Here is a 24,748-nt window from a genome sequence, read left to right as displayed (position 1 = left end):
GGGTCCTCCTGGTGCGCTGGCATATCGCGTGCCAGGCGCGGGATTTCAAGGGCATGGGCCCGAGGATAATCGCCCTCCCATGAGCGCCCCCCTTCAGAACGACGTCTTCCTCCGCGCCTGCCTGCGCCAACCCACGGAATACACCCCCGTCTGGCTGATGCGCCAGGCCGGCCGCTACCTGCCGGAGTACCGCGACACCCGCGCCAAGGCCGGTAGCTTCATGGGCCTGGCCACCAACACCGACTACGCCACCGAGGTCACGCTGCAGCCGCTGGAGCGCTACCCGCTGGACGCCGCCATCCTGTTCAGCGACATCCTGACGGTGCCCGACGCGATGGGGCTGGGCCTGTCGTTCGCGCAGGGCGAGGGCCCGAAGTTCGAGAAGGTCGTCCGCGACGAGGCCGCGGTGAACGCGCTGGCCGTGCCCGACCTCGACAAGCTGCGCTACGTCTTCGACGCCGTGTCCTCGATCCGTCGCGCGCTGAACGGCCGCGTGCCGCTGATCGGCTTCTCGGGCAGCCCGTGGACGCTGGCCTGCTACATGGTCGAGGGCGGCGGCTCCGACGACTACCGCCACGTCAAGAGCCTGATGTACGCGCGTCCGGACCTGATGCACCGCATCCTCGAGATCAACGCCGACGCGGTGGCCGCCTACCTGAACGCGCAGATCGAGGCCGGCGCGCAGGCGGTGATGGTCTTCGACTCCTGGGGCGGCGTGCTGGCCGACGGCCAGTTCCAGCAATTCAGCCTGGCCTACTCGCGCCGCGTGCTCGCGCAGGTGAAGGGCGAGCACGACGGCCGCCGCATCCCCAAGCTGCTGTTCACCAAGGGCGGCGGGCTGTGGCTGGACGAGATCTCCGGCGCCGGCGCCGACGTCGTCGGCCTGGACTGGACGATGAACCTCGGCCGCGCGCGCGCGCAGTTGCAGGACCGCGTCGCGCTGCAAGGCAACCTCGATCCGAACGTGCTGTTCGCGCCGCCGGCCGCCGTGCGCGAGCAGGCGCGCCGGGTGCTCGACAGCTTCGGTCCCCCGCAGCGCGCCGATGGCGGCTGGGGCGGCCACGTGTTCAACCTGGGCCACGGCATCAGCCAGTTCACGCCGCCGGAGAGCGTGGCCGAACTCGTCGACGAGGTGCATCGGCACTCGCGCGCGCTGCGCGCCGCCGGCGCGTCGAAACCCACCTGAATCAGCCGGCCGAAAGGGGTCGCGCCGCGGTCCCTGGCATGAACCCGGCGCTTCAGTTATCCCCAAATTCGTGCATGTCACCAAAACGCAGCACATGCGCGCGGCCCGGGCTAGGGCTTTCCCCGATGGGCGGCTAAGTCGTTGATTTCAAAGGAAGCTCACGCGGTCCGCGAAATTTGACGCCGCGAGGCGCTCCGGGCGGCAATCCCGGCCGGGGCGGAAAACCCGGGCCGTTTCCCACAAAGTTATCCACAGGCTTTCGACCCCGTTGTGAACACCCTTGGAAATCAGGCACTTGGCGCGCTTTCCTCATGGTTCCTTGAGGGGGGGGAGGCCGCGCGGTTCGTGCATGCGAGAGGTCCAGCGCGGGCACGCCACAGGGCATGGGGCCTCCCTCCGGGAACCCCAAGCCCTATTCCGGCCCCAGCACCACTCGCTGCCCGCGGGTCCGGGCGCCTCGCCAGATGAGCGAGCTGCCGTTGCGTCGCGTGCGGGTGGCCGTGGAGGCCCCCCAACACAGCGGGTTGACCGGGCCGCTCGACTACCTCGGGCCGCAAGACTTGACCCCGGGGACCCTCGTTCATGTGACGCTGGGACGCCGCGACGTGATGGGACTGGTCTGGGATGACCCCGCCGAGGGCCAGGACTTGCCCGACGCCGACCGCCTGCCCGAGTCCGAGCTGCGCGCCGTCGGCGAGGCGCTCGACGCGCTGCCGCCGCTGTCCCACCGCTGGCGCCGCCTGCTGGACTTCGCGGCCGGCTACTACCAGCGCAGCGTCGGCGAGCTCGCCCTGGCGGTGCTGCCGCCGCAGCTCCGCGACCTCGACGCCAAGCAGCTGCAGGCGCGGCTGAAGAAGCTCGACAAGGCCGATGCCGAGGCCGCGAAGGCCGCCGCCGAGGCGCCGCCCGCGGACGCCGTCCGCCCCGCGTTGACCGCGCAGCAGCAATCGGCGCTGGACGCGATCCTCGAGCTGGCCGGCCGCGCCGCGCCGCCGCCCGCGCTGCTGTGGGGCCTCACCGGCAGCGGCAAGACCGAGATCTACCTGCGCGCCGCCGAAGCGGCGCTCGAGCGCGGCCAGCAGGTGCTGGTGCTGGTGCCCGAGATCAACCTGACGCCGCAGCTCGAGGCGCGCTTCGCCGAGCGCTTCGCCGGCCATTCGATCGTCTCGCTGCACAGCGCGCTGACGCCGGCGCAGCGGCTGCGCCACTGGCTCGCCGCCCACCTGGGCCGCGCGCAGCTGGTGCTGGGCACGCGGCTGGCGGTGTTCGCGTCGATGCCGCGGCTCGGGCTGATCGTCGTCGACGAGGAACACGACCCCTCCTACAAGCAGCAGGACGGCGCGCGTTACTCGGCCCGCGACCTCGCCGTCTATCGCGGCCACCTGGAGAAGGTGCCGGTGGTGCTCGGCTCGGCGACGCCGTCGCTGGAGAGCTGGCAGCACGCGCTCGGCGGCCGCTATCGCCGCATCGACCTGACCGAGCGCATCGGCGGCGGCGCGCTCCCGCAGGTGCGGCTGTTCGACATGAACCGGCTCGAGCGCAAGAAGGGCGTGACGACGGCCTTGTCGACGCCGCTGGTCGACGCGCTGCGCAAGCGGCTCGAGCGCGGCGAGCAGAGCCTCGTGTTCCTGAACCGTCGCGGCTACGCGCCGGTTCTGCACTGCGACCAGTGCAACTGGAAGAGCGACTGCCCGCATTGCAGCGCGCACCAGGTCTTCCACAAGGAGGACCGCACGCTGCGCTGCCACCACTGCGGCGTGACGACGCGGGTGCCGCGCGCCTGCCCGTCCTGCGGCAACCCGGACATCGCGCCGCTGGGCCGCGGCACCGAGCGGCTGGAGGAGCAGCTCGCGCAGGCGCTGCCGGGCGCGCGGGTGGCGCGCATCGACGCCGACACCACGCGGCTCAAGGGCAGCCTGGAAGAGCAGCTCGCGGCGGTGCACGAGGGCGAGGTGGACATCCTCGTGGGCACGCAGATGGTGGCCAAGGGCCACGACTTCCGGCGCATCACGCTGGTGGCGGCGGTGAACCCGGACGGCGCGCTGTTCAGCAGCGACTTCCGCGCGCCGGAACGGCTGTTCTCGCTGCTGATGCAGGCCGGCGGCCGCGCGGGGCGCGACGCGGCGCAGGCGGCCGCGAGCGAGATGTGGGTGCAGACCTGGTATCCCGAGCACGCGCTGTACCAGTCGCTGCGCGGGCACGACTACGAGGCCTTCGCCGCGAACCAGCTGCATGAGCGGATGTCGGCCAACCTGCCGCCGTTCGCGCACCTGGCGCTGGTGCGCTCGGAAGGCCGGACCGTCGAGGCGGCGCGCGATTTCCTGGTCGCGGCGCAGGAGGCGGCGCAGGCGCTGCCGTTGTCGCTCGGCTTGATGCTGTATCCGCCTGTGCCGATGGCGGTGGCGCGGATCGCCGACACCGAGCGCTTCCAGATGCTGATCGAGGCCGGCAGCCGCGCGCAGCTGCAGCGCTTCCTGCGCGCCTGGCTGCCGGAGCTGCATGCGCTCAAGCGGCGCCAGAAGGGCCTGACGCGCTGGGCGGTCGACGTGGATCCGCTGGCGATCTGACGCGGCGCGTCAGAGCAACTGCGCGAGCGCGTCCTCCAGCACCGGCCAGGCGGCGCGCACCGCCGCCAGGGCGTCTTCCGAGCCCGCGGCCGCCAGTTGCGCGTCCTGTTCCAGCTGTCGCGCGACGCCCGCGGCCTCGGCATGGCCCAGCGTCAGCAGCACGCTCTTGAGGCTGTGCGCGAGGTGCCGCAGCTTGACGTGCTCCCCTTGCTCGCAGGCGACGCGGCCGGCGGCGATGTCGAGCGGGAACTGCACCCGGCAGCGCGCCAGGAAGGCCTGGTACAGCGCGGCGTTGCCGCCGAAGTACTGCTCGATCGCGGCCTGGTGGATCGACGGCATCGCGCTGGCCGCCGATGCGCCGCTCAGGCCGTCCAGGCAGGACTGCAGGTCCGCCAGCGAGCACGGCTTGGACAGGAAGCGGGTGACGCCCAGCGCCTCGAGCTGCTCGCGCACCGCCGGATTGAGCCCCGCGCTGAACACGGCCAGCCGGGCGTGGCCGCGCAGTTGCGGCCGCTGCTTGAGCGTCTGCAGCAGGTCCAGGCCATGGCGGCCCGGCAGCATCAGGTCGCTGATGACGAGGTCGAAGCTCTGCGTCGCCAGCGCCAGCAGCGCCTCGTCGACGGAGATGCACGCCTGCAGGCGCACCTCGTCGTCCTCCAGGGCCATGGCGACGAAACGTTGCAGGGTCGGATCGTCCTCCACCAGGAGGACCCGGACGCGGGCCGCCATGCTCAGCCGGCGAATTGCGGCTGACGGGCGCGAATGCGCTGGACGGCGGCGCCGAGCAGCGGCGGCAGGTCGGTCACGAGGCGCGGCTTGTGCACCAGCGGCAGGCCGGCGAGCGCGAAGGCATACGGCGCGCGTTGCTGCTCGTCGAGCGCGGTGACGAAGATGAGTTCGCTGCTGGCGAACTGCGGCTGCGAGCGCAGGCTGGTCACCAGCGCCGCGCCGTCGATGCCGGGCAGCAGGATGTCGACCAGCAGGATTTCCGGCTGCAGCTGCCCGTACATCACCAGGCCGCCGATGCCGTCGTTGGCGGTGTGCAGGTCCAGGTCGGGGAACTCCTGCTGCGCGAGCAGCATGACCAGGTTCTGGTAATGAACGGAGTCCTCGATCAGCGGCGCCTTCAGCCGCTGCGGCGCGCCGTCGGCGGGCGCCAGGTCGGCGGGCTTGGTCGGCGCGAGGCCCCGGCCGGTCAGCCAGGCGTCGAGCGAACTGCGCAGGATCCGGCGGTGGCCGCCGGGCGTGCGCCACGCCTGCAACTCGCCGCGGTCGACCATCAGCTGCACCGAGCGGACCGCCATGCCGAGGCGCTGCGCGACTTCGCGCGTGCTGAAGTCCTCTTGCATATCGTCAGGGGTCCGGGCAATGGCTGTCATAAGTCGATTTTGCCGAATTTCCTAAATGTTTAGGTGGGCAATATCCCCACTTATAAGCGATAAAACTGATATTCGATGTGACTTCGTTTGGGGATCGGGGCTTCCCTCGCGATCGGGCGGGGGAACTCTGGTGCAATCCGGGTGCGAGGAGACGTGATGACGAAGCGAAACAGCGGACCTGGCGCCTGGGCCGCGGCAGCCGCCATGGCCGTCGCGGCGTCGCTCGCGCTGCCCGTGCGCGGCGCCCCGGCCGGCCCGGCGTCCGCCCCGGACGGGTCGGTGCTGCGCCGCGTCGCGTCGTCCGGCGTGCTGCGGGTCTGCATCTGGCCCGAGTACTACGGCATCACCTACCGCCACCCGCGCGACGAGACGCTGAGCGGCCTGGACATCGACCTGTCCAACGAACTCGCCAAGGACCTGGGCGCGCGGCTGCGGTATGTCGAGTCCTCGTTCCAGCGGCTGACCGCGGACCTGGAATCGGAGCGCTGCGACGTGGCGATGTTCGCGGTGGCCGTGCTGCCGCAGCGGCGCGCGACGCTCGCCTTCACGCAGCCTTACCTGCAGAGCGACATCTACGCGATCGCCAGCCGCGCCAGCCGCGTGGTCAAGCGCTGGGAGGACATCGACCAGCCCGGCGTCGTGGTGGCGGTGCAAGCTGGGACCTTCATGGAGCCGGTGATGCGCGACGCGCTCAAGCGCGCGCGGCTGCGGGTGGTGGAACCGCCGGCGACGCGCGAGCGCGAACTCGAGTCCGGCCGCGCCGATGTCTTCATGACCGACTACCCCTACAGCCGCCGGCTGCTCGACAACGCCGACTGGGCGCAGCTGATCGCGCCGCCGCGGCCCTTCCACATCCTGCCGTACGCCTACGCGGTCAAGCGCGGCGACACCGCCTGGCTGGCGCGGCTGGACGACTTCGTCGCGCGGATCAAGCGCGACGGCCGGTTGCGCGCCGCCGCCGAGCGCCACGGCCTCGGCGCGATCGTCGTGCCCTGACGCGGAGCCGCCACGATGCTCGGTCCCGCCGTCCGGTCCCTCCAGCGCCTGCGCCGCGCCGCGCTGTGGGCGGGCATCGCCGTGGCGGCGGGGACGCTGGCCGGGCTGATCGGTCCGGCCTGGGTCGGCCGCCAGGAGGCGATCGACGAGGCCCGCACCCGCGGCGCGCTGCTGGCGCAGGTGCTGGAGAGCGACGCGAGCCGCACGATCGAGACCGCCTCGCTGTCGCTGCATGCGATCGGGGACGGGCTGATGCGCTCGGTCGACGACGAGGACGAGGTGCTGCACCTCGGCGACCATTTCAGCCACGTGCTGGTGGGGCTGCCGTTCATCCGCAGCGTCTCGCTGCTCGACATGCGCGGCCGGGTGCTGATCAGCACCGATCGCGACGAGGTCGGGCTGGAGGTGTCGCTCGACGACTTCGGCCGGCTGCCCGGGCCCGATCGCGACCTGCTGATGCCGCTCCAATCCGGGCGCGGGCTGGCGGACCTGGCGAAGGGGCGCGGGGCGCGGGGATCGCCGGTCGGCATGCTGCCGCTGCTGCTGCAACTGCCCTTGCCGCCGGACGCGCCGGCGAGTGCCCCGTCCGCGCCGGCCGGCACGGCGCCTGGCACGCGCGACAAGGAGCCGCGCTGGCTGCTGGCGCTGATCAATCCGGATGCGCTGACGCAGGTCCAGCAACGCGCGCTGCCCACGGGGCACAGCGCCGCCTGGCTGGCCTCGACCGACGGCCAGTTGCTCGCCGCGATGGAGTCCCTGCATCAACTGCCCGGGCAGCGGCTGGACGGCCATCCCGCCTTCGACGCGCTGCGTCGCGGGCGCGAGCATGGCACCTACATCGGCGCGGGCGCCTTGCCCGGCGAGGTGATCGTGGCCTACCGCGCGGCGCAGCGGCGGCCGCTGATCGTCGGCGTCGAGCAGTCGATGGAGGAAGTGCTCGCGCGCTGGCATGCCGGGCTGCGCTGGCTGCTGTTGATCGGCGCGCTGGCGCTCGCGGTGATCGCGCTGGCCACCGCGACGGTGCGGCGCAGCCTGCAGGCGCGGGCCGAGGCGATGGAGGCGCTGGAAGGCGCGCACGAGCAGCTCGCCGATCGCGAGCGCGACATGCGCGTGCTGCTCAAGAGCGTCCAGGAAGTGATCTTCCGGACCAATCCGGCGGGGACGCTGACCTTCGTGAACGCACGTTGGACGACGCTGCATCGCGGCCGGCCGGACGAGGCGGTGGGGCGCCGCCTCGCGGACCTCGCGGAACCCGCGGATCGCGAGGCGGTGGCCGGCCTGTTCGATGGCGACGAGGGCGTGCGCAGCGTCGAGGCCACGATCCGCAACGGCGAGGGCGCGCCGCGTCGCTACCAGATCGCGACGGTGCCGCTGCGCCGCGATGGCGAGTTGCTCGGCTACGCCGGCAGCGCCGTCGACATCACCGAACGCGCCGCCGCCGAGCGCCTGACCCGCCAGGCGCGAGACGCGGCGGAGGAAGCCTCGCGCACCAAGACCGAATTCCTCGCCAACATCAGCCACGAGCTGCGCACGCCGCTGCAGTCCATCCTCGGCTTCTCGGAACTCGGCATCGCGCGCAGCGGCGGGCAGGAACGGCTGCAGGCGATGTTCGCCGACATCCACGGCTCGGGGCAGCGGATGCTGGCGCTGGTCAACGACCTGCTGGACGCTTCCAAGCTCGAGAGCACCGTCGGCGCGCTGGAACTCCGGATGCAGGACCTCCGCGAGCCGGTCAGCGCGGTGTTGCGCGAGCTCGCGCCGCTGATCGCCAAGCGCCAGCTGATGGTCAGCGCCGAGTTGCCCGCGTCGATGCCGGCGCGCCTGGATCCGCTGCGCATCCAGCAGGCGGTGCGCAACGTGCTGGCCAACGCGATCAAGTTCGCGCCGCAGGGCGGCACCATCGAGCTGATCGGCGATCGCGTGTCCGACGGGACGCTGCATCTGCGCGTGGCCGATCGCGGTCCCGGCATCCCGGTCGACGAGCTCGAACGCATCTTCGACCCCTTCGTCCAATCGACCGCGACCAAGGACGGCTCCGGCGGGACGGGACTCGGCCTGCCGATCAGCCGCCGGATCGTCGAGATGCATGGCGGCCGCCTCTATGCGGCCAACCGCGAGGGCGGCGGCGCCGAATTCCACCTGATCCTCCCCGCCGCCGACATGGACGGCGAGGCCCAGGCGGCCGACTGACGCGCCGCCTTCCTGTCCCTCGATCGTGGGGGAACACGCGCACGCGCGGCGCCGTCCGACACCACCGTCACGCGCGCTGTGCCATGCTCAGCGGATGTTCGAGCCGGACTCCCGGCTGCCAAAGGAGCACACCATGAAGTGGGAAGGTCAGCGCGAGAGCGACAACGTCGAGGATGCACGCGGCGGTGGCGGCGGAGGAGGCGGCGGCGGCCTGCCGATGCTCGGCGGACGCGGCATCGGCATCGGCGGCATCGTCATCGCGCTGCTCGCCTCCTGGGCCTTCGGCATCAACCCGCTCACCGTCCTCGGCGTGCTCGACGGCTCCACCGTCCAGACCGGCAACCCGCAACAACGCGACGTCGCCCCCACCCACCCGCAGGACACCCCCGCCAAGTTCGTCAGCGTCGTCCTCGCCGACACCGAAGACGTCTGGACCAAGCTCTTCCAAGCCGGCGGCAAAACCTACCAAGCCCCCAAGCTCCGACTCTTCGAAGGCCGCGAACCCACCGCCTGCGGCATGGGTCAATCCGCCATGGGACCCTTCTATTGCCCCGGCGACAGCAAGGTCTACATCGACCTCAGCTTCTATCAAACCCTCCGGGAGCGCCTCGGCGCACCCGGCGACTTCGCCCAGGCCTACGTCATCGCGCACGAAGTCGGCCACCACGTTCAGCACCTCCTCGGCATCACCGAGAAGGTCGACGCGGCTCGCCGTCGTCAATCCGAACAAGCGGCCAACGCGACCAGCGTGCGCGTTGAACTCCAGGCCGATTGCTTCGCCGGGGTCTGGGCGCATCACTCGCAACAAGGCAAGGGCTGGCTGGAAGCCGGCGATATCGAGGAAGCCCTCAATGCCGCCGCCCAGATCGGCGACGACACCCTCCAACGCAACGCAGGGCGCGGCGTCGTGCCGGAAAGCTTCACCCACGGCACCTCGGAACAGCGTCAACGATGGTTCAAGCGGGGGATGGCCCAAGGAGACCTGAGAGACTGCGATACGTTCTCGGCGAAACCGCTCTGAATCCCCGCCTTCAACGAGCAAGCCGTCAATTGACCGGGGCCGCCGGCGACGCCGAAGCCCCGGCGCTCAACTCGGGCCGCTCACCTTCGGCTCGCTACCCTCAGACAGAACGCGCCTGGTCAGTCATTGAAGGCTTCGGCATCGCCGGCGGCCCCGGCCAATCGACGGCCCGAGAGGCTCCCTCACGGCGAGGAGCCGGCAGGCTGGCGAGGCTTGGCCTCGGCACGAGGGTCGCCCACGCATCCCTTCAACCACTGGCTCATCTCCCATTGCACCTGGCCCGAGGACTCGCGGGAGGTGTAGCCGTGGGCCTCGAAAGGCAACAACACATAGCGGGCAGTGCCGCCCAGGCCCGCCATGGCCTGGTACAGGCGCTCGCTTTGCATCGGGAACGTGCCCGAGTTGTTGTCGGCCTCGCCATGAATCAACAACAACGGATCCTTGATCTGGTTCGCGAAGAGGAAAGGGGACAGCTTCAGGTAGACATCCTTCGCATCCCAGAGGGAACGACGCTCGCTCTGGAATCCAAACGGCGTCAGCGTGCGGTTGTAGGCACCACTGCGGGCAATGCCGCATCGGAAAAGCTTCGTGTGCGCCATCAGGTTCACCGCCATGAAGGCCCCGTAGCTGTGACCGCCAATCGCGATCCGCCTCGGATCCACCGTGCCCAACTCCTCCGCCTTGTCCACGATCGCCCGCGCATTCGCCGTGATCTGCTCGACGAAACTGTCGTTCATGTTCCGCGAGTCCCCCACCACCGGCATCGTCGCGTCCATCAGCACCACATACCCATCCATCAGCAAATTCAACGCGCTGATGCCCGAGAAACTCATGTACCGGCCCGGCGACCCGCTCAACTGCCCGGCGATCGCCGCATCGTTGAACTCCAGCGGATACGCCCACACCAGCGCCGGCCGCTTCTCACCCTCCCGCTGGTCCGGCGGCAGGTACATCCAGAACGACATCTCCACGCCGTCGGCCCGCTTGAACGTCACCAGCTCCCGGCGCACCGCCTTGAGCTGCGGCGTCGGGTCCTTGATCCGCGTCAGCGGCGTCGCCTTGCCGTTCTCGCGCAGCACCAGGTTCGGCGGCTCGTGCTCCGTCTCGCGCTGCGTCACCAGCCGCCGATCCTCCAGCAGCGCCACCGGCGCCTCGTAGACCCCCTCCGCCGACTGAAACAGCCGCTGCACGCTCAGGTCCTTCAGCGACAGCTTGTCCAGGAACGGTCGGTCCCCCTTCGGGCTCGCGCCCTGGCCCGACAGCAGCAGGTCCCCATTGAGCGTCTGCGCCACCTGGTGCCCGTTGGGCAGCGTCCGCATGAACGGGAAGCCCGGATGCCGGTAGCGCTCGCGCACCGAGTGCTCGAACAACGGCCGGCTCTGCGTGCCGCGCAGCGGCAGCAGGTAGGTCCGCGTCCAGCCGCGCGAGCGGTCCTCCTCGGTCAGCAGACCGTGCACGCCGTCGTCGAGGAAACGCAGCCGGGTGAAGCGGTAGGGCATGCGCTGCACCTCGAAGGGCTCGCCGGTGTAGGGCGGATCCAGTCGCATCACGCGATCGCGGAACGCCGCGCGCGTCGCCGGATTGCCGCCGTCCAGCGCCTCGACCCAGTAGATCGACGCGTCCTTCGTCGGCGACGGATAGAACACCCGCGGTCCCGGCAGCGCGCCGTCGATCGCCACGCCCTGCTTGAGCGGCATCTTCGCCAGCTCGCGGATCACCTTGCCGTCGCGCTGGCGCACCTCGACCACGGTCGGGAAGTCGTCGAAGGTCAGGTTGTAGCTGAAGGGGCGCGCCAGCCGCTCGGTGAGCAGCGCCTGGCCATTGCCGACGCTGGTCACGCTGGTGAACAGCCCCGGCGTGCCGATGTCCTTGCTCTGGCCGCTGGCGATGTCGATCAGCGTCAGCTGCGAGCGCGCGTAGTACTCGAACAGGTCCTCGTCGCGCGGGTTGCGCAGCAGGTCCGGATAGGTCCGTTCCGGCGACGCCTTGCCATGCGTCTCCTGGATCGACGGGCCCGCCTGGTGGCGGCTGGGCGCCGGGCCGCGCCCGTCGGGCACCGTCAGCACGATCGCCTCGCGCGGGTTGAGCCACGCGATGTCGTCGGCATCGACGGCGTTGTTGAGCCGCACGTTGTAGATGCGCCAGAGTTGGCCGTTGGACGCCGCGCCGGCCCACAGCTCGTCGGCCGTGTCCGTGCGCCGCGACAGCAGGAAGCGTTGCCCGTCCGGTGCCCAGACGAAGTTGTGCCAGGTGCCGCCGGCCGGCAGCTCGACCTCGCGTTCGGTCGCCTCCGGCTCGAGCAGCGAGCGCAGCCGCACGCGCTGCACCGCGACCAGGTTCTGCTGGCTGGCGTTGCGCGGATCGAAGCGGGCGCCGGCCAGGCGCAGGCCCGGCCGGGCGAGTTCCTCGAGCGGCGTGTAGCGGCGCTGCTCGACCAGCGCCAGCGACTGCCGGTCCGGCGACGGCAGCAGCCGGGGCAGGGCGGGGGCGTCCAGCAGCTCGCGGATCGCCGCGGACGGCTGCTTGTACGGCGACGGCGTCGCTCGTGCCGGCGCGGGGGCTGCCGTCAGCGCCCCCAGCAGCGTGACCGCCGCGGCGGCGGCAAGCGCCGCGCGGGCGGCGACGGGCGGGCGGCTCTGGCCGACGGAGGGGACGCGCGAGGACATGGGGCCGAAGTATCGCTGCGCTAGGATTCGCGCCCATGATCGAGCCGCCCGCCCCGCACGCGTCTGACTTCCGGGCGCCGCACGACCCGCTCGCCGCGCATGACGGCGCCGCGGGCGGCGGCGGGCCGGGCCGCGCCGTGCCGACGCTGCCCGCCGTGGGCGAGCGGCTGGGCGTCTGGCGCGTCGCCGCCGAGCTGTTCGAATGCGCTTCCGGCTTCTGGTTCCGCGTCGAGCACGGCAAGGCGGCCGCGCAGGTCGGGCTCGCGCTGGTCTACCGGCACGAGGCGGATGCGCAGGCGGTGCTGATGCGCTTCGCCGAGGACTCGGAAGCGCTTGCGCGTTTCCAGCACCCGACCTACGGCGCGCCGCTGGACAGCGGCCTCAGCCCGGTCGGATTGCCCTACCTGATCGTGCCGGCGATGGAAGGCGCGCCGCTGCTGCGCGTGGCGATGGCGCTGCCGCTGAAGCGGCGCATGCAGCTGCTCCTGGACCTGGTCGAGATGCTGGACGCCGCGCACGCGCAGGGCCTGGTGCTGCATGAGCTCGATCCCGGCACGCTGTGGCTGAGCCCCGCCCAGCAGCTGCACTGGCTGGGCCAGGGCCTCGCGCCCCGCGACAGCCAGGCGCCCGCCGCGCTGGTCCGCGCCGCCGAGCCGCTGGCCAACGCGCGCCAGCGCGCCGGCGGCCGCCCCGACGCCAACAGCGAGACCCACGCGCTCGGCCGCCTGCTGGGCCTGCTGGTCAACGGCCGCCTGCCGCGCCGCGACGCGGCGGAGGACGCGGTCGACGAGGCGCCCGAGCCCGGCGCGACGCCGGTGGCCTCGCTGCAATCGTGGCTGTCGCTGACGGCGGCGCAGCGCGAGAGCCTGGACCAGTTGCTCGACCGGGCCATGATGGACGGCCGCTCGTTCACCGACCGCGAGCTGCTCGCGCAGGCGGTGCGCGACTGGATCGAGGTCGAACCGCCGGCGCCCGCGCGGCCCGGCGCGGCCGCGGGCGCGCAGGGACCGGCCTCGGCGCCGATGCCCCTGCTGCCGCCGCCCCCGCCGCTGGAGGCCGACGCCGACGAGCGCGTCCCCGCGCCCGGCACGCCGCTGGCGGAACGGTTGGCCGGCCTCGCGCTGGTGCTGGCGCTGGCGGCGCTCGTCGCCTGGCTGCTGCTGCGTTCGAACTGAACGCCCGACTTCGCTGGCATCCGCCGCGGTCGGCGCGAGCCCAGGCGCCGCCGCGCGTCGCCATGCCCCGCAGGTGCGAGACGGACGCACCGCCGCGGCCATCGGTCGCGGACCGGCCTCGATGAGCTAGTTCCCTCACGCAGGTCGGCGGAGGGGCCCGAGAAACACCCTGGCGAATCGACAACTTCGCGGCGCCGATCGACCTCGACGAGTCACGCGCAGGCCGATGGAGGCGAATTGTCCGGGCCGGGGGCCTCTGCCTACGATCCTTGTCTGCCGCCATGAGGGCGGCGCGAGGAGAAGTGCGTGAGTTTCCAAATCCGGCCGATGTCGGTCACGGACTGGCGGTCCTGCTGGCGGGACGCGGTCACCGATCCCGAATGCTCGCCGTGGCTGCGCGGCGTCCTCGACAGCTGCATCGACGCCAAGAACGCGCACTGGATCCGGTTGCCGGTGCGCTGGGCCGTGGACGCGGTGACCGGCGACTACCTGGTCCGCCTGCCGTCGCTGATCGGCCGGCAGATCACCGACCAGTTCTGCGCCCGCGTCGGCGAGCGGCTCTACGGCCTCTGCGGCCTGGGCGTCGGCGATCCCAAGGTGTTCTTCGCCGGCGGCTCGTCGCCGCCGTACGAGACGATGGCGCAGGTCCACGCGGTGCTCACCGCCGCCTTCGGCGTCCATGGGTCCTATGCCGAGGACATCGGCCGCGACCCGATCCGCGAGCCCGTCTTCATCCCCGGCGCGCTGATGCCCGAGGAACTCGCCGCCGCGACCCGCGGCTACTGACATCGGACCGCGCGTCGGACCGCGCGCCGCGGTCGGGGCGGGCGCGCAACCCCGCGTCGCGGGGCTGCCAGCGCGAGGGGCCCGCGCCTATCATCGACGCTCACATGAACGCCCTTCGCCGCCATCTGCTTCGACATGCCGCGTGGGGCGCGCTGGGCGCGACGACGCTCGGCGCGACGGGCCGCGCGGTGGCGCTGCCCGCACTCGGCGGCTCGCCCGCCGGCCCGGGCCGGCCGCGCTCGGCGCAGGTGCTGATCGCCGGCACCACCTTCGCCCGGCTGTTCGAGCCCGCCACCGACGGCGGCCGGCCGCGCGGGCTGGCGGTCGACCTGCTCGACGCGATCCTGCTGCCCGCCGGCCACCAGCCGCGCTACGAGTTCTATCCCTGGCTGCGGGCGCAATCGATGATCGAGCACGGCCCCGCGCAGATCCTCGTCGGCCCGTACCGGACGCCGGAGCGCGAGCGGGTGATGCGTTTCTCCCGCCAGGCCTTCTACGAGGACGCGCTGGTCTTCTACGCGCGCCGTCGCGAGGAAGGGCTGTGGTGGGGCGACTTCCAGGCGCTGCAGCCGCTGCGGATCGGCTCGGTGCAGGGCTGGGTCTACGGCGAGCGCTTCGAGCAGGCGCGCGCCGCGCTGAACGTGACCGCCGTGCGCGACCTCGCGACCGCGCTGCGGATGCTGCAGCTGGGCCGGCTGGACCTGATCGCGGCCAACCAGCGCAATTCGGAACCGGTGATCCAGGAGCTCGGCATGGGCGACCAGGTGACGCTGTGCGCGCCGCCGTTCGCGCAGCTCAAGGGCCATTTCGCGTTCAGCCGGGATCCGGCCGGCGAGCCCTGGGCCGCGCTGATCGACGCCGGCATGCAGCGCCTGCGCGCCAGCGGTGAGCTGCAGCAGATGGCCGCCCGGCGCGGCGTCGCGCTGCCGGACTGAGCGAGCGCCGGACCGGCGGCGCCGGTCGTAGCCCGCTTCTGGCGCGGGAAGCGCTCAGCTCAACAGCAGCAGCGCCAGGCCGATCGCCGCGGGGATCGCCTGGATGTAGAGGATCTTGCGGCTCGCGGTGGCCGCGCCGTACAGCCCCGCCACCAGCACGCAGGCCAGGAAGAAGACCTTCACGGGTCCACCCGCCGCGCCCATCACGAGGCCCCAGATCAGGCCCGCGGCGAGGAAGCCGTTGTAGAGCCCCTGGTTGGCGGCGAGCACCTTGCTGGCCTCGGCGAACTCGGGGGTGAGCCCGAACGCCTTGCGCCCCTTGGGCGTGGTCCAGAGGAACATCTCCAGGATGAGAATGTAGACGTGGATCAGCGCCACGAGGGCGACGACGATGTTGGCGGCGAGGGCGGTGGTGTTCATGGTTCGCACTGTACGTCCCGCTATCATCCTCGGCCCCCTTGCCGTTCCCTGTCCCGCACGTTCCACCATGTCCAAAGCAGCCACGCTCAACCCGGCCCAGTTGGCGGCCGTGCATCACCTGGCGGGACCCTGCCTGGTGATCGCGGGCGCGGGCTCGGGCAAGACCAGCGTCATCACGCAGAAGATCGCCAAGCTGATGTCCGAGGGCTACCGGCCGAAGAACATCGCCGCGATCACCTTCACGAACAAGGCGTCGCAGGAAATGCGCGAGCGCGCCAGGCACCTGGTGGGCAACAAGGCGGGGTCGGAGCTGGTGATCTCGACCTTCCACTCGCTGGGCGTGCGCATCCTGCGCGAGGACGGCCGCCACCTCGGGCTCAAGGAGCAGTTCTCGATCATGGACTCGGACGACGTGCTGTCCGTGCTGCGCGACGCCGGCGGCACGACCGACGCGGCGACCGCCAAGTCCTGGCAGTGGACGATCTCGCTGTGGAAGAACCAGAACCTGAGCCCGCAGCAGGCGCTGGCCTACGCCAAGGACGACATGGAACGCGCCGCCGCCGTGGTGATGCAGCGTTACCAGGAGCGGCTGACCGCGTACCAGGCCGTCGACTTCGACGACCTGATCGGCATGCCGCTCAAGCTGCTGCAGACCAACGAGGAAGCGCGCGGCAAGTGGCAGGAGACGCTGCGCTACGTGCTGGTCGACGAGTACCAGGACACCAACGCGGTCCAGTACGAGCTGCTGAAATGCCTGGTCGGCGAGCGCGCGATGTTCACCGCCGTCGGCGACGACGACCAGTCGATCTACGGCTGGCGCGGCGCGACGATCGAGAACCTCAAGAAGCTGCCGGTCGACTTCCCGCAGCTCAAGATCATTCCGCTGGAGCAGAACTACCGCTCGACCAGCGCGATCCTGCGCGCCGCCAACAACGTCATCGGCTCCAACCCGAAGCTGTTCCAGAAGACGCTGTGGAGCGAGTTCGGCGAAGGCGACCCGATCGTGCTGATCGAGGCCGACGGCGAGGAGCACGAGGCCGAGCGCGCCGTCGCCCGCATCCAGTCGATCCGCGCCAACCACCCGACGACGCAGTTCTCCGACTTCGCGATCCTGTACCGCGCCAACCACCAGGCGCGGATCTTCGAGCAGGCGCTGCGCCGCGCCGAGATCCCCTACAAGGTCTCCGGCGGCCAGAGCTTCTTCGACCGCACCGAGATCAAGGACCTGTGCGCCTGGCTGCGCCTGCTGGTGAACCAGGACGACGACCCCGCGTTCCTGCGCGCGGTGACAACGCCCAAGCGCGGCATCGGCCACCAGACGCTGGGCCACCTCAGCGACTTCTCGGCCAAGTGGAAGCTGTCGATGTTCGAGTCGCTGTTCGCCGAGTCGCTCAAGGCGACGCTGTCGAGCAAGGCGCTGCACGGGCTGCACGAGTTCGGCCGCTACGTCGTCGACCTCGAGTACCGCGCCCGCCACGCCGTCGGCGGCGAGGAGGGCAAGGCGCTGATGATGGAGTGGCTCAAGGACATCGGCTACGAGCAGTACCTCGTCGACCAGGAGGACAACGAGAAGGTCGCGCAGGCCCGCTGGGGCAACGTGCTGGACTTCGTCGACTGGGTCGCCAAGCGCTGCGGCGGCGAGATCACCACCGACGGCGGCATCACCACCGAGAGCCCGCGCCAGTCGCTGCTGGACGTGGCGCAGACCATCAGCGTGATCCTGTCGCTGGCCGAGCGCCAGGAGGAGCAGGACCAGGTCGTGCTGACGACGCTGCACGCGTCCAAGGGCCTGGAATGGCCGCACGTGCTGCTGGCCGGCGTCAACGAGGGCCTGCTCCCGTTCAAGGCCGACAACGAGGACCTCACGCCCGCGCGCGTCGAGGAGGAGCGCCGGCTGATGTACGTCGGCATCACGCGGGCGCGCCGCACGCTGGCGGTGTCCACGCTGCGCCGGCGCAAGAAGAACCGCGAGACCGTCGTCGGCGTGCCCTCGCGGTTCATCGCCGAAATGAAGCTCGACGAGGGCGGCCTCAAGGAGGACCCGCGCGAGAAGCTCAAGCGCATGCGCGAGCAGTTCGCGGCCAAGGCCGCCGCCTCCGCGGAGAAGCAGGCGCAGGCCGCCCGGGACGATCGCTGAAGCCGGTCACCCGAACAGCGGATCCCAGGCGTGGACGAACGTTTCCTACTGGTTCGAGTCATTTCCCGGCGGCTTGCGCATTCCTAGCATCCGGTCCCTCAGCGCCTCGCCGAGGAGACCGTCCATGTCCGCCGTCCCGTCCAATCCCCACCCGCCCACGCGCCACCCGTCCGGGCCCGAACCGTCCGGTGCCGATGCGTTCGTTTCGGAGGCGCCCGGCTCGGAGGGGTCCGGGCCCGAGCCGTCGGGTCCCCCTGTCGTCAGGTCGCGTCCGTTCAGCGACTTCCGGACCCCGGCCGAGATCGCCGCGCGGCACCGCGAGATCGACGAGGTCGCCGACCGGCTGCGCCGCGCGCACTGGGACCAGGCCACGCTGCCGGTGTGCGCGCGGGACCTGGCCGAGGGCGCCGGCGTCGAGGTCCGCGCCCGCGGCGGTCCCGACGAGCCGATGTATCCCTATCGCGGCCGGCTGCTGATGCTGGACGACCGCCCGGTGATCGAGCTCAACCTGGCCGTGGAACCGATGCGCCGCCGCCTGGTGCTGGCCCATGCGCTGGGCCACCACCTGCTGGACCACGGCCCCGTGCCGCCCGAGACCCTGCCCACGCTGTCGATGCAGCACCCGCGGCGCATCGAGCAGGAAGCCAACCACTTCGCGCTGGAACTGCTGATGCCCGACTTCGCTCTCTACCGGCTGATGAATCACGGCATGGTCAGCGCCCGCAAGCTGGCGCAGAAGTTCTTCGTCCCCGAAGCCGCGATCCACGCCCGGCTGCAGACGCTGGAGACCAAGTGCGGCTACCTCTGAGGCACCCGGCGCAGGCCGGTCCGGCCGATTCGTGTCGAACCTGTAAGGTCTGCCATGTCACCGGGTCCGGGGCGATGGGCGTCAGCGGCAACCGGCAGAATGCGGGCGCTATGAGCGCCTCCCCCGCCAAGTCCACCGCCGTCCTGTCCCTGCTGGCCGTCCTCAGCGCCGCCGTCGCCATCCTGGCGCTGTCCCAGCCCGCGCAGCTGCCGCCGGCGCTGGGGTTCGTGTTCAAGCCGCTGACGACGATCCTGATCCTGGCCTACGCCTGGCGCCGCGGCGCCGCCGAGCCGCGCCTGGCGCGCTGGCTGCGCGCGGGGCTGCTGTGCTCGCTGGTGGGCGACATCGCGCTGCTGTGGCCCGAGCAAGGCTTCCTGCCCGGCCTGGTGAGCTTCCTCGTCGCGCATGTCTGCTACATCGCCGGCTTCTGCACCCGCAAGCGGCTGGGCGCGGTGCGCTGGCCCTTCCTGATGTTCGGCGTGATCGCCGCGGCGGTGCTGGGCCGGCTCTGGCCGAACATCCCGGCCGCGCTGCAGGCGCCGGTGGTGGTCTACGTCGTGTGCCTGGCGGCGATGGCCGCGCAGGCCTGGGCCTGGTGGCGCGGCAGCGTCGGCCAGCCCGACGAGCCGCTGGCGCGCTGGGCCGCCTGGGGCGGCACGCTGTTCGTGCTGTCGGACGCGATGCTGGCGATCAACAAGTTCGCCGGCCCGCTGGACATGGCCAGCTTCTGGGTGCTCGCCAGCTACTGGCCGGCGCAATGGTGCATCGCCAGCAGCCTGGGACGGCCACGCGCATGAAGTTCGTCCTGCCCAGGCGCTCCTCGTCCCTGGCCGCGCTGGCCATCGGCGCGGCCTGCGCCGCCGCCGGCGGCTGGCTGGCCCATCACTATCCTGTCGAGCCGGTCGCCGCGACCGCGCTGTGGGCCGCGATCGCGGTCGCCGCCTTCTTCGGCTGGCGCGTGCTGCCGCTGCTGCTGCCGGCGCTGGTGCCGGTGATCGGCTTCGCGCCCTGGACCGGCTGGATCACTTTCGAGGAACTGGACCTGCTCGTGCTCGCGGTCGCCGCCGGCGGCTACGCGGCGATCGCGCTGACGGTGCCGGCGGTGAAGCCGGTACCCTGGCGCTACCGCACGCTGCGCTGGCGCGCCGCGGTGCGGGTGCTGATGGCGGTGTTCGGGCTGTCGGTCGGCATCGCGGTGTGGCGCGGTTTCGAGAGCGCCGGCGGCCTGCAGTTCGGTTTCTGGCAAGGCTTCCAGGAGCCGATGAACAGCCTGCGCGCCGGCAAGAGCTTCGCGCTGGTGCTGTTGCTGCTGCCGCTGTGGCAGAAGGCGTCGGACCTGCGGCCCACCTCGGTGCAGCGCCTGTCGCGCACGGCCTGGGTGCTGGTGCTGCTGCTGACCTCGCTCGGCGCGCTGTGGGAGCGCTGGGTCTACACCGGGCTGCTCGACTTCTCGACCGACTACCGGACCACCTCGCTGTACTGGGAGATGAACGTCGGCGGCGCGTCGCTGGACGGCGCGCTGGCGCTGAGCCTGCCGTTCGCGCTGCTGTGGGCGCTGCGGGAGCGCCGCCCGCTGCGCTTCGCCGCCGCGCTGGCGGTGCTGCTGCTGGCGTCGTACGCGTCGCTGACTACCTTCTCGCGCGGCGTCTACCTCGCGGTGCCGGCCGGCCTGGGCCTGTGCGCGCTGCTCTGGGCGGTGCAGCGTCGCGAGGGCCTGGACGCGCCGCGCGCCGACGAGTCGCCGTCCTATGTCTTCCCCGGTGCCAGCGGCTCGGTGCCGCTGGGCTGGTCCGTCGGCGTGGTCGGCGGCACCGCCGTCGCGGCCTGGGTGCTGTTCGGCGCGGGCGGGTACCGCGCGCTGCTGGCGCTGGCCGGCAGCGTCGCCGTGCTGCTGGCGATGCCGGCCTCGCGCGCCGCCTGGCCGCGCGGGCAGCAGCGCGCGCTGCTGATGCTGTCGCCGCTGCCGGCGGTGCTGCTGGCGCTCGGTGGCGGGCTGCTGATCGAGTTGCTGCCCAAGGGCGCCTACCTGATCGACGGCGCGGTGGTGCTGCTCGGGCTCGGCCTGGGCTGGCTCTGGCGCGGCGGGCTGACGCAACCGGCGCAGGCCTTCGCGCTCGCCGTGGTCTGGATGGCGACGCTGGCGGGCGCCGGGCTGGTCGCCGCGCAGTGGGGCGGCGGCCGCGATCTCGGGCCGATCGCGAGCGTGCTGGCGGTGCTGGCCGTCGCCTGGATCGCGACGCAATGGTCGCCGCGTGTCGGCGCGGACCTGCGCACCGCCGGCTGGCGCGTGCGCGGACTGGTGTGGACGGCCTGCCTGCTCGCCTGCGCGGTGGTCGCGGCGCTGGGCGGCGGCGCCTACATCGGGCAGCGGATGTCGACCGGGCAGCAGGACTTCGAAGGCCGGCTCGAGCATTGGCGCGTCGGCCTGGGCCTGCTCAAGTCGATGGACGAATGGCTGCTGGGCAAGGGCAGCGGCCGCTTCCCGGCGAGCTTCGCCAACGGCGGGCCCTTCGACGAACGGGTCGGCGACTACCACCTGAACGCGCCCCGCGACGAGCTGCCGGCCTCCGGCCTGCCGGGCACCGAGGCGTTCCCCGGACCCACGGTGACGCTGACCAGCGGCCTGCACCAGGTGGGCAACGGCGAGATGTTCCGGCTGAGCCAGCGGGTGCCGGCGGTGGCCGGGGAGGTGGCGGCGACGGTGGTCCTGCGCACGCAGTTCAAGACCCGGCTGCGCGTGGAGATCTGCGAGAAGTTCCTGCTTTATCCGCTGCGCTGCGTCGACCGCGAGACCGAGGTCCAGCCGATGAACGGCGCCTGGCAGACGCTGCCGCTGAAGCTGGGCGTGGCGCCGCCGGACTTCGGCGGCCCGTCGTGGGCGCCGCGGCGGCTGGTGGCGTCGGTGACGCAGAACTGGCGCGGCGGGGTGCTGGAGATCGCGTCGGTGTCGATCGCCGACAGCGTGCATGGCCCGCTGCTGCGCAACGGCGATTTCAGCGAGGGCCTGGCGCGCTGGTTCTTCACCAGCGACCGGTATCACATGCCCTTCCACATGAAGAGCCTGCCGGCGCACGTGCTGTTCGAGCAGGGCCTGTTCGGGCTGGCGCTGTGGACCAGCCTGCTGGTGACGGTGCTGTGGCGCTGCACCTTCGGGGCGGGCCGGCGTCATCCGCTGGCGCCGGCGGTGGTGGGCGGGTTGGCGGCGTTCGTCGTCGTCGGACTGTTCGACAGTCTCATCGACGCGCCGCGGATCGCCTTCCTGTTCTACGCGCTGATGGCGTTGGGCCTGGGCCTGCGCACGCCGTCGCGCAGACCGCGCCGCCCGGGCGACGACGACTCGGGGCTGGGCATGGAGACGGAGTTGCCGGAACTCGATTCCGACTTCGAGGACGCGCCCGAGGTGCGCCGCGCGATGGCGGCGGCGGGCGTGAAGCTCAAGGGCCCGCTGCGCTAAACGAACGAGGGCCCGAGGCGGGTGCCGCGCTAGGCGCAAACCGCAGCCATAGCAGCGCTATGGCGAGGATTTGCAACAACGCGCGGCGCCCGCCTCGGGTGCTCGTTACATGCCTTTGAAGAGGTGGGTGTAGGAGCGGCTGACTTCCAGCTTTTCATCGAGGCCGCGCACGCCGACCAGCTGGCGGCCGCGGAAGTCGCGGCTGATGCCGTTGATGGCCTTGACGTTGACCAGCGTCGAGCGGTGGATCTGCCAGAACAGCTGCGGATCGAGTTCCTCGACCAGCTCCTTGATCGGCTTGCGGATCAGCGCCTCGACGGTCGGCGTCTGCACCCGGGTGTACTTCTCGTCGCTGATGAAGAACAGCACCTCTTCCACCGGGATCATCTGGATCGTCTGGCCGACCGAGGCCTGGATCCACTGCAAATACTTCGGCGCGCCGCCCGGATTGACCCGCGCGGTCAGCGAGTGCAGCAGCTGCTGCAGCGTGCCGGTGCTGGGGCCGTCGGGCTCGGCCTCGCCGCTGCGCTGGGCCAGGCGCTTCTTGATGCGCTCGACGGTGACCTGCAGCCGGTCGCGCTCCGCGGGCTTGAGGACGTAGTCGCAGACGCCCTGCTCGAAGGCCTCGACCGCGTACTGGTCGTAGGCGGTGATGAAGACGATCTCGGGCAGCGCCCAGTCCTCGTCGTCGGGCAGCTGCGCGATCTGCTTGGCGGCCTCGACGCCGGTCAGGCCCGGCATGCGGATGTCCAGGAAGACCAGGTCGGGCTTGTGTTCCTTGACCAGCTCGACCGCCTCGAGGCCGTTCTTGGCCTCGCCGACGATCTGCAGCTCGGGCCAGACCTCGGTGATGCGGGCGCGCAGCTGCTCGCGCATCAGGCGTTCATCGTCGGCCAGGACGGCGCGGGGGGCGGTGGGGGTGTCGCTCATGAGGGGCGATGTTAGGTCAGGCGTGCAGCGAGGGCTCGGCGGGCGCCGCGGGCAGCGGGGCGGGCGGCGCGACGGGGGACGCCGCGGCGCGCGACTTGCGCGGCTTGTCCCGCACCAGCAGCCAGACGATGAAGCCGATCAGGATCAGCGGCGAGCCCACCACCGCGCCCACGCCCAGCAGCGCCGCGATGCCGGCCAGCGCCAGCGCGCCCAGGATCAGCAGCGGCAGGCCCAGGCCCAGCAGCAGGATCAGCGGCACGACCAGGCACATCACGCCGATCGCGATGATCATGCCGAGCCCGGCGCCGAACGCGTCGGCCAGGCCCAGGCCGGACCAGATCACCTCGTCGCCGTCGATGGTCAGGTGCACGCCGGGCACGTCGCCGACCAGGTGGACGACGCCCCAGCCGAGCAGCGTCGCGCCCAGCACCAGCACCAGGCCGAGGATCAACAGGGTCTTGAACAGCGTCTTCATGCGTGTGCTCCTTGTTCCGGGGCGTGGTGGGCGGACGTCCGATAGGGGACGGTGATGGTGACGACGGTGCCGCTGGGCGCGTTCTCGGCCACGGTCAGGCTGGCGGCCTTGCCGTAGAGCAGCGACAGCCGCTCGCGGATGTTGGCCAGGCCGACGCCGGTGCCCGAGGTCGCGGCGCGGCCGAAGCCCAGGCCGGTGTCGGCGACGGTGACCTGCAGCTTGCCGTGCACGATCTCCGCCTTGAGGGCGAGGCTGCCCCCCTCGGCCTTGGGCTCCAGGCCATGCTTGATGGCGTTCTCGACCAGGCTCTGGATCATCATCGGCGGGAACTCGGCCGAGAGCAGGCCCTCGGGCACTTCGATGCGGGTCTGCAGCCGCTCTTCCATGCGCACCTGCAGGATCTCCAGGTAGGGCCGGATCACGGCCATCTCGCGGCCCAGGTCGCGCACGCCGCCGTTGGCGTTGGCCTCGCGCATCGTCGGCATCGAGGCCCGCAGCAGCGCGATCAGGTTGCGCTGCATCTGCGAGGCGCGCGGCGGGTCGGTCTCGATCAGGTGGTCGATCGAGGCCAGGGTGTTGAACAGGAAGTGGGGCTCGACCTGCGCCTGCATCGCGGCCATGCGGGCTTCGACGACCTGGCGGCGCAGCGATTCGGCCTCGGCGGTCTCGGTGGCTTTGGCGGCCTTGACCTCGGCCTGCAGCCGGCCCTTGTAGGTCGCCTTCAGCAGCGCCGACGCGAACACGATCAGCAGCGCCAGCTTGTCCAGGAAGTCGCCCAGGTGGACGGTGCGGTAACGGGTCTTGCGGGAGGTCTCGCGCTGGGCCTGCTCGAGCTCGTCGCGCGCCTCCTCGGCGTCGGCCTTGGCCTGGCGGGCTTCCTCGGCCGCCTCCTCCAGGGCCTGCTTGGCCTTGTCGACGGCCACGCGCACCGCCTCGCCGACGGCCTCGCGCTGCTTCTCGTTGGGGATGCGGATGTCGACCGACGGGAGCGTCGTGTCGGTGGTCTCGGCCTCGGACGCGCCGCCGGCGGGCGCGCTGGCCGCGGCCAGCGGCTTGCGCGGCACGATGCGCACGCCGTTCTTGTCGATCTGGACCTCGTAGCGCAGGCCCTCGAGCTCATCGGCGCGGACGCCGCTGGCGGCGGAGGCGGCATGCTCGCCGTCCGCGTGTTCTTCCTCGGACCCCTTGTCGGCCTGCCGGGCCTTCTCCGCCTCGACCCGGGCCTGCTCCTTGGCCTTCGCTTTCGCCTTCTCCTTGTCGGCCTTCTCGCGGTCACGGTCGCGGTCGCGGCGCAGGTCCTTGGGCGGATGGATGATCTCGGTGGTTTCGACCGGCAGCTGCCAGCTGAACGAGAACGGCGGCAGCGTCTGCAGGATGTTGGCGCCGATGATCAGCATCACCGACAGCAGCGCGAAGCGCTTCCAGGTGATCGACACCAGCCAGCTGCCGTAGGCGTGGAAGCCTTGCTCGGCGGACTGGCGGAAGCTCTGCCAGCGCTGGCGCGGGGTGGGGGAAGCGGGGGACGGCGCGTTCATGGGGGGACCTGTCGTATGGGGCGCACTGTACGCAAGTCCCCTGGCCCGTCAGGGAGCCGGACGACGCACCGTCCGGAGGGGGGGATGG

At 71.5% G+C, this 24,748-nt stretch carries 19 protein-coding genes; 12 read left to right on the top strand and 7 right to left on the bottom strand.

All coding sequences use genetic code 11. The annotated features are described in order from the left end of the window. The first annotated feature begins 79 nt into the window (after positions 1–79). Together hemE and N5D62_RS14325 are read left to right on the top strand one after the other, a co-directional pair. Positions 80–1,186, top strand: coding sequence for a uroporphyrinogen decarboxylase (hemE, locus tag N5D62_RS14330; protein ID WP_279758509.1), 1,107 nt, complete (start codon positions 80–82; stop codon positions 1,184–1,186). Between the two features lie 464 nt (positions 1,187–1,650). Next, positions 1,651–3,753, top strand: coding sequence for a primosomal protein N' (locus N5D62_RS14325; protein ID WP_279758508.1), 2,103 nt, complete (start codon positions 1,651–1,653; stop codon positions 3,751–3,753). Positions 3,754–3,762: 9 nt separating this feature from the next. On the opposite strand, the gene N5D62_RS14320 is transcribed toward N5D62_RS14325, so the two are convergent. Together N5D62_RS14320 and N5D62_RS14315 are read right to left on the bottom strand one after the other, a co-directional pair. Then, a complete protein-coding gene (locus N5D62_RS14320; RefSeq protein WP_279758507.1) occupies positions 3,763–4,482 on the bottom strand; it encodes a response regulator in 720 nt (239 codons plus the stop codon). A 2-nt stretch (positions 4,483–4,484) separates the two neighbouring features. Beyond that, positions 4,485–5,102, bottom strand: a complete 618-nt coding sequence (locus N5D62_RS14315) for a helix-turn-helix domain-containing protein (protein ID WP_279758506.1) — start codon at positions 5,100–5,102, stop codon at positions 4,485–4,487. A 234-nt stretch (positions 5,103–5,336) separates the two neighbouring features. Between N5D62_RS14315 and N5D62_RS14310 the strand changes: the two genes are divergently transcribed. The 3 genes from N5D62_RS14310 (at position 5,337) to N5D62_RS14300 (ending at position 9,339) form a co-directional block, all read left to right on the top strand. After that, a complete protein-coding gene (locus tag N5D62_RS14310) occupies positions 5,337–6,128 on the top strand; it encodes an ABC transporter substrate-binding protein (RefSeq protein WP_279758556.1) in 792 nt (263 codons plus the stop codon). 15 nt (positions 6,129–6,143) lie between these two features. Beyond that, the gene (locus tag N5D62_RS14305; protein WP_279758505.1) at positions 6,144–8,318 is read left to right on the top strand and encodes an ATP-binding protein; all 2,175 of its coding nucleotides are present in this window, start codon (positions 6,144–6,146) and stop codon (positions 8,316–8,318) included. 133 nt (positions 8,319–8,451) lie between these two features. Further along, entirely contained in the window at positions 8,452–9,339 is an 888-nt protein-coding gene (locus N5D62_RS14300) for a zinc metallopeptidase (protein WP_279758504.1), read from the top strand. Positions 9,340–9,521: 182 nt separating this feature from the next. On the opposite strand, the gene N5D62_RS14295 is transcribed toward N5D62_RS14300, so the two are convergent. Continuing rightward, positions 9,522–12,005, bottom strand: a complete 2,484-nt coding sequence (locus tag N5D62_RS14295) for a prolyl oligopeptidase family serine peptidase (RefSeq protein WP_279758503.1) — start codon at positions 12,003–12,005, stop codon at positions 9,522–9,524. 35 nt (positions 12,006–12,040) lie between these two features. On the opposite strand from N5D62_RS14295, the gene N5D62_RS14290 reads away from it, so the two are divergent. The 3 genes from N5D62_RS14290 (at position 12,041) to N5D62_RS14280 (ending at position 14,901) form a co-directional block, all read left to right on the top strand. Further along, positions 12,041–13,180 carry a hypothetical protein gene (locus N5D62_RS14290; RefSeq protein ID WP_279758502.1) on the top strand — a complete coding sequence of 380 codons (1,140 nt, stop codon included), beginning with the start codon at positions 12,041–12,043 and terminating at the stop codon, positions 13,178–13,180. A 306-nt stretch (positions 13,181–13,486) separates the two neighbouring features. Then, positions 13,487–13,966, top strand: a complete 480-nt coding sequence (locus tag N5D62_RS14285) for a hypothetical protein (protein WP_279758501.1) — start codon at positions 13,487–13,489, stop codon at positions 13,964–13,966. Between the two features lie 104 nt (positions 13,967–14,070). Further along, positions 14,071–14,901 (top strand): transporter substrate-binding domain-containing protein, encoded by an 831-nt coding sequence (locus tag N5D62_RS14280; RefSeq protein ID WP_279758499.1) that lies wholly within the window; start codon positions 14,071–14,073, stop codon positions 14,899–14,901. 54 nt (positions 14,902–14,955) lie between these two features. Here N5D62_RS14280 and N5D62_RS14275 read toward each other — a convergent pair whose 3' ends face one another. Then, positions 14,956–15,321, bottom strand: coding sequence for a DUF1304 domain-containing protein (locus N5D62_RS14275; protein ID WP_279758498.1), 366 nt, complete (start codon positions 15,319–15,321; stop codon positions 14,956–14,958). 67 nt (positions 15,322–15,388) lie between these two features. On the opposite strand from N5D62_RS14275, the gene N5D62_RS14270 reads away from it, so the two are divergent. The 4 genes from N5D62_RS14270 to N5D62_RS14255 all read left to right on the top strand — a co-directional run bounded on the left by N5D62_RS14270 (position 15,389) and on the right by N5D62_RS14255 (position 21,720). Continuing rightward, positions 15,389–17,458, top strand: coding sequence for a UvrD-helicase domain-containing protein (locus tag N5D62_RS14270; RefSeq protein ID WP_279758497.1), 2,070 nt, complete (start codon positions 15,389–15,391; stop codon positions 17,456–17,458). 124 nt (positions 17,459–17,582) lie between these two features. After that, entirely contained in the window at positions 17,583–18,266 is a 684-nt protein-coding gene (locus tag N5D62_RS14265; protein WP_279758496.1) for an ImmA/IrrE family metallo-endopeptidase, read from the top strand. A 110-nt stretch (positions 18,267–18,376) separates the two neighbouring features. Beyond that, complete coding sequence (locus tag N5D62_RS14260) at positions 18,377–19,063, top strand: lysoplasmalogenase (RefSeq protein ID WP_279758495.1); 687 nt, start codon at positions 18,377–18,379, stop codon at positions 19,061–19,063. Next, a complete protein-coding gene (locus N5D62_RS14255; protein WP_279758494.1) occupies positions 19,060–21,720 on the top strand; it encodes a hypothetical protein in 2,661 nt (886 codons plus the stop codon). Before N5D62_RS14260 ends, N5D62_RS14255 begins: the two co-directional genes overlap by 4 nt. 105 nt (positions 21,721–21,825) lie before the next feature. On the opposite strand, the gene N5D62_RS14250 is transcribed toward N5D62_RS14255, so the two are convergent. Genes N5D62_RS14250 through N5D62_RS14240 form a run of 3 tightly spaced genes read right to left on the bottom strand, consistent with a single transcriptional unit; the run spans position 21,826 to position 24,660 of the window. Beyond that, positions 21,826–22,650: a LytTR family DNA-binding domain-containing protein gene (locus tag N5D62_RS14250; RefSeq protein WP_279758493.1), complete on the bottom strand. Its 825-nt coding sequence runs from the start codon at positions 22,648–22,650 to the stop codon at positions 21,826–21,828. 16 nt (positions 22,651–22,666) lie between these two features. Continuing rightward, positions 22,667–23,125, bottom strand: a complete 459-nt coding sequence (locus tag N5D62_RS14245; RefSeq protein WP_279758492.1) for a hypothetical protein — start codon at positions 23,123–23,125, stop codon at positions 22,667–22,669. Beyond that, the gene (locus tag N5D62_RS14240; protein ID WP_279758491.1) at positions 23,122–24,660 is read right to left on the bottom strand and encodes a histidine kinase; all 1,539 of its coding nucleotides are present in this window, start codon (positions 24,658–24,660) and stop codon (positions 23,122–23,124) included. Before N5D62_RS14240 ends, N5D62_RS14245 begins: the two co-directional genes overlap by 4 nt. Between the last annotated feature and the right edge of the window lie 88 nt (positions 24,661–24,748).

Origin of the sequence: Mitsuaria sp. GD03876 (assembly GCF_029840635.1) — a bacterium.
Lineage (GTDB): Bacteria > Pseudomonadota > Gammaproteobacteria > Burkholderiales > Burkholderiaceae_C > Roseateles.
This window is presented reverse-complemented; position numbering and strand designations above follow the sequence as displayed.

What these genes read in the sequence shown, in the direction of transcription:
- hemE (WP_279758509.1), top strand. Translation starts at nt 80, where the DNA reads ATGAGCGCCCCCCTTCAGAACGACGTCTTCCTCCGCGCCTGCCTGCGC.
- N5D62_RS14325 (WP_279758508.1), top strand. Translation starts at nt 1,651, where the DNA reads ATGAGCGAGCTGCCGTTGCGTCGCGTGCGGGTGGCCGTGGAGGCCCCC.
- N5D62_RS14320 (WP_279758507.1), bottom strand. Translation starts at nt 4,482, where the DNA reads ATGGCGGCCCGCGTCCGGGTCCTCCTGGTGGAGGACGATCCGACCCTG.
- N5D62_RS14315 (WP_279758506.1), bottom strand. Translation starts at nt 5,102, where the DNA reads ATGCAAGAGGACTTCAGCACGCGCGAAGTCGCGCAGCGCCTCGGCATG.
- N5D62_RS14310 (WP_279758556.1), top strand. Translation starts at nt 5,337, where the DNA reads ATGGCCGTCGCGGCGTCGCTCGCGCTGCCCGTGCGCGGCGCCCCGGCC.
- N5D62_RS14305 (WP_279758505.1), top strand. Translation starts at nt 6,144, where the DNA reads ATGCTCGGTCCCGCCGTCCGGTCCCTCCAGCGCCTGCGCCGCGCCGCG.
- N5D62_RS14300 (WP_279758504.1), top strand. Translation starts at nt 8,452, where the DNA reads ATGAAGTGGGAAGGTCAGCGCGAGAGCGACAACGTCGAGGATGCACGC.
- N5D62_RS14295 (WP_279758503.1), bottom strand. Translation starts at nt 12,005, where the DNA reads ATGTCCTCGCGCGTCCCCTCCGTCGGCCAGAGCCGCCCGCCCGTCGCC.
- N5D62_RS14290 (WP_279758502.1), top strand. Translation starts at nt 12,041, where the DNA reads ATGATCGAGCCGCCCGCCCCGCACGCGTCTGACTTCCGGGCGCCGCAC.
- N5D62_RS14280 (WP_279758499.1), top strand. Translation starts at nt 14,071, where the DNA reads ATGAACGCCCTTCGCCGCCATCTGCTTCGACATGCCGCGTGGGGCGCG.
- N5D62_RS14275 (WP_279758498.1), bottom strand. Translation starts at nt 15,321, where the DNA reads ATGAACACCACCGCCCTCGCCGCCAACATCGTCGTCGCCCTCGTGGCG.
- N5D62_RS14270 (WP_279758497.1), top strand. Translation starts at nt 15,389, where the DNA reads ATGTCCAAAGCAGCCACGCTCAACCCGGCCCAGTTGGCGGCCGTGCAT.
- N5D62_RS14265 (WP_279758496.1), top strand. Translation starts at nt 17,583, where the DNA reads ATGTCCGCCGTCCCGTCCAATCCCCACCCGCCCACGCGCCACCCGTCC.
- N5D62_RS14260 (WP_279758495.1), top strand. Translation starts at nt 18,377, where the DNA reads ATGAGCGCCTCCCCCGCCAAGTCCACCGCCGTCCTGTCCCTGCTGGCC.
- N5D62_RS14255 (WP_279758494.1), top strand. Translation starts at nt 19,060, where the DNA reads ATGAAGTTCGTCCTGCCCAGGCGCTCCTCGTCCCTGGCCGCGCTGGCC.
- N5D62_RS14250 (WP_279758493.1), bottom strand. Translation starts at nt 22,650, where the DNA reads ATGAGCGACACCCCCACCGCCCCCCGCGCCGTCCTGGCCGACGATGAA.
- N5D62_RS14245 (WP_279758492.1), bottom strand. Translation starts at nt 23,125, where the DNA reads ATGAAGACGCTGTTCAAGACCCTGTTGATCCTCGGCCTGGTGCTGGTG.
- N5D62_RS14240 (WP_279758491.1), bottom strand. Translation starts at nt 24,660, where the DNA reads ATGAACGCGCCGTCCCCCGCTTCCCCCACCCCGCGCCAGCGCTGGCAG.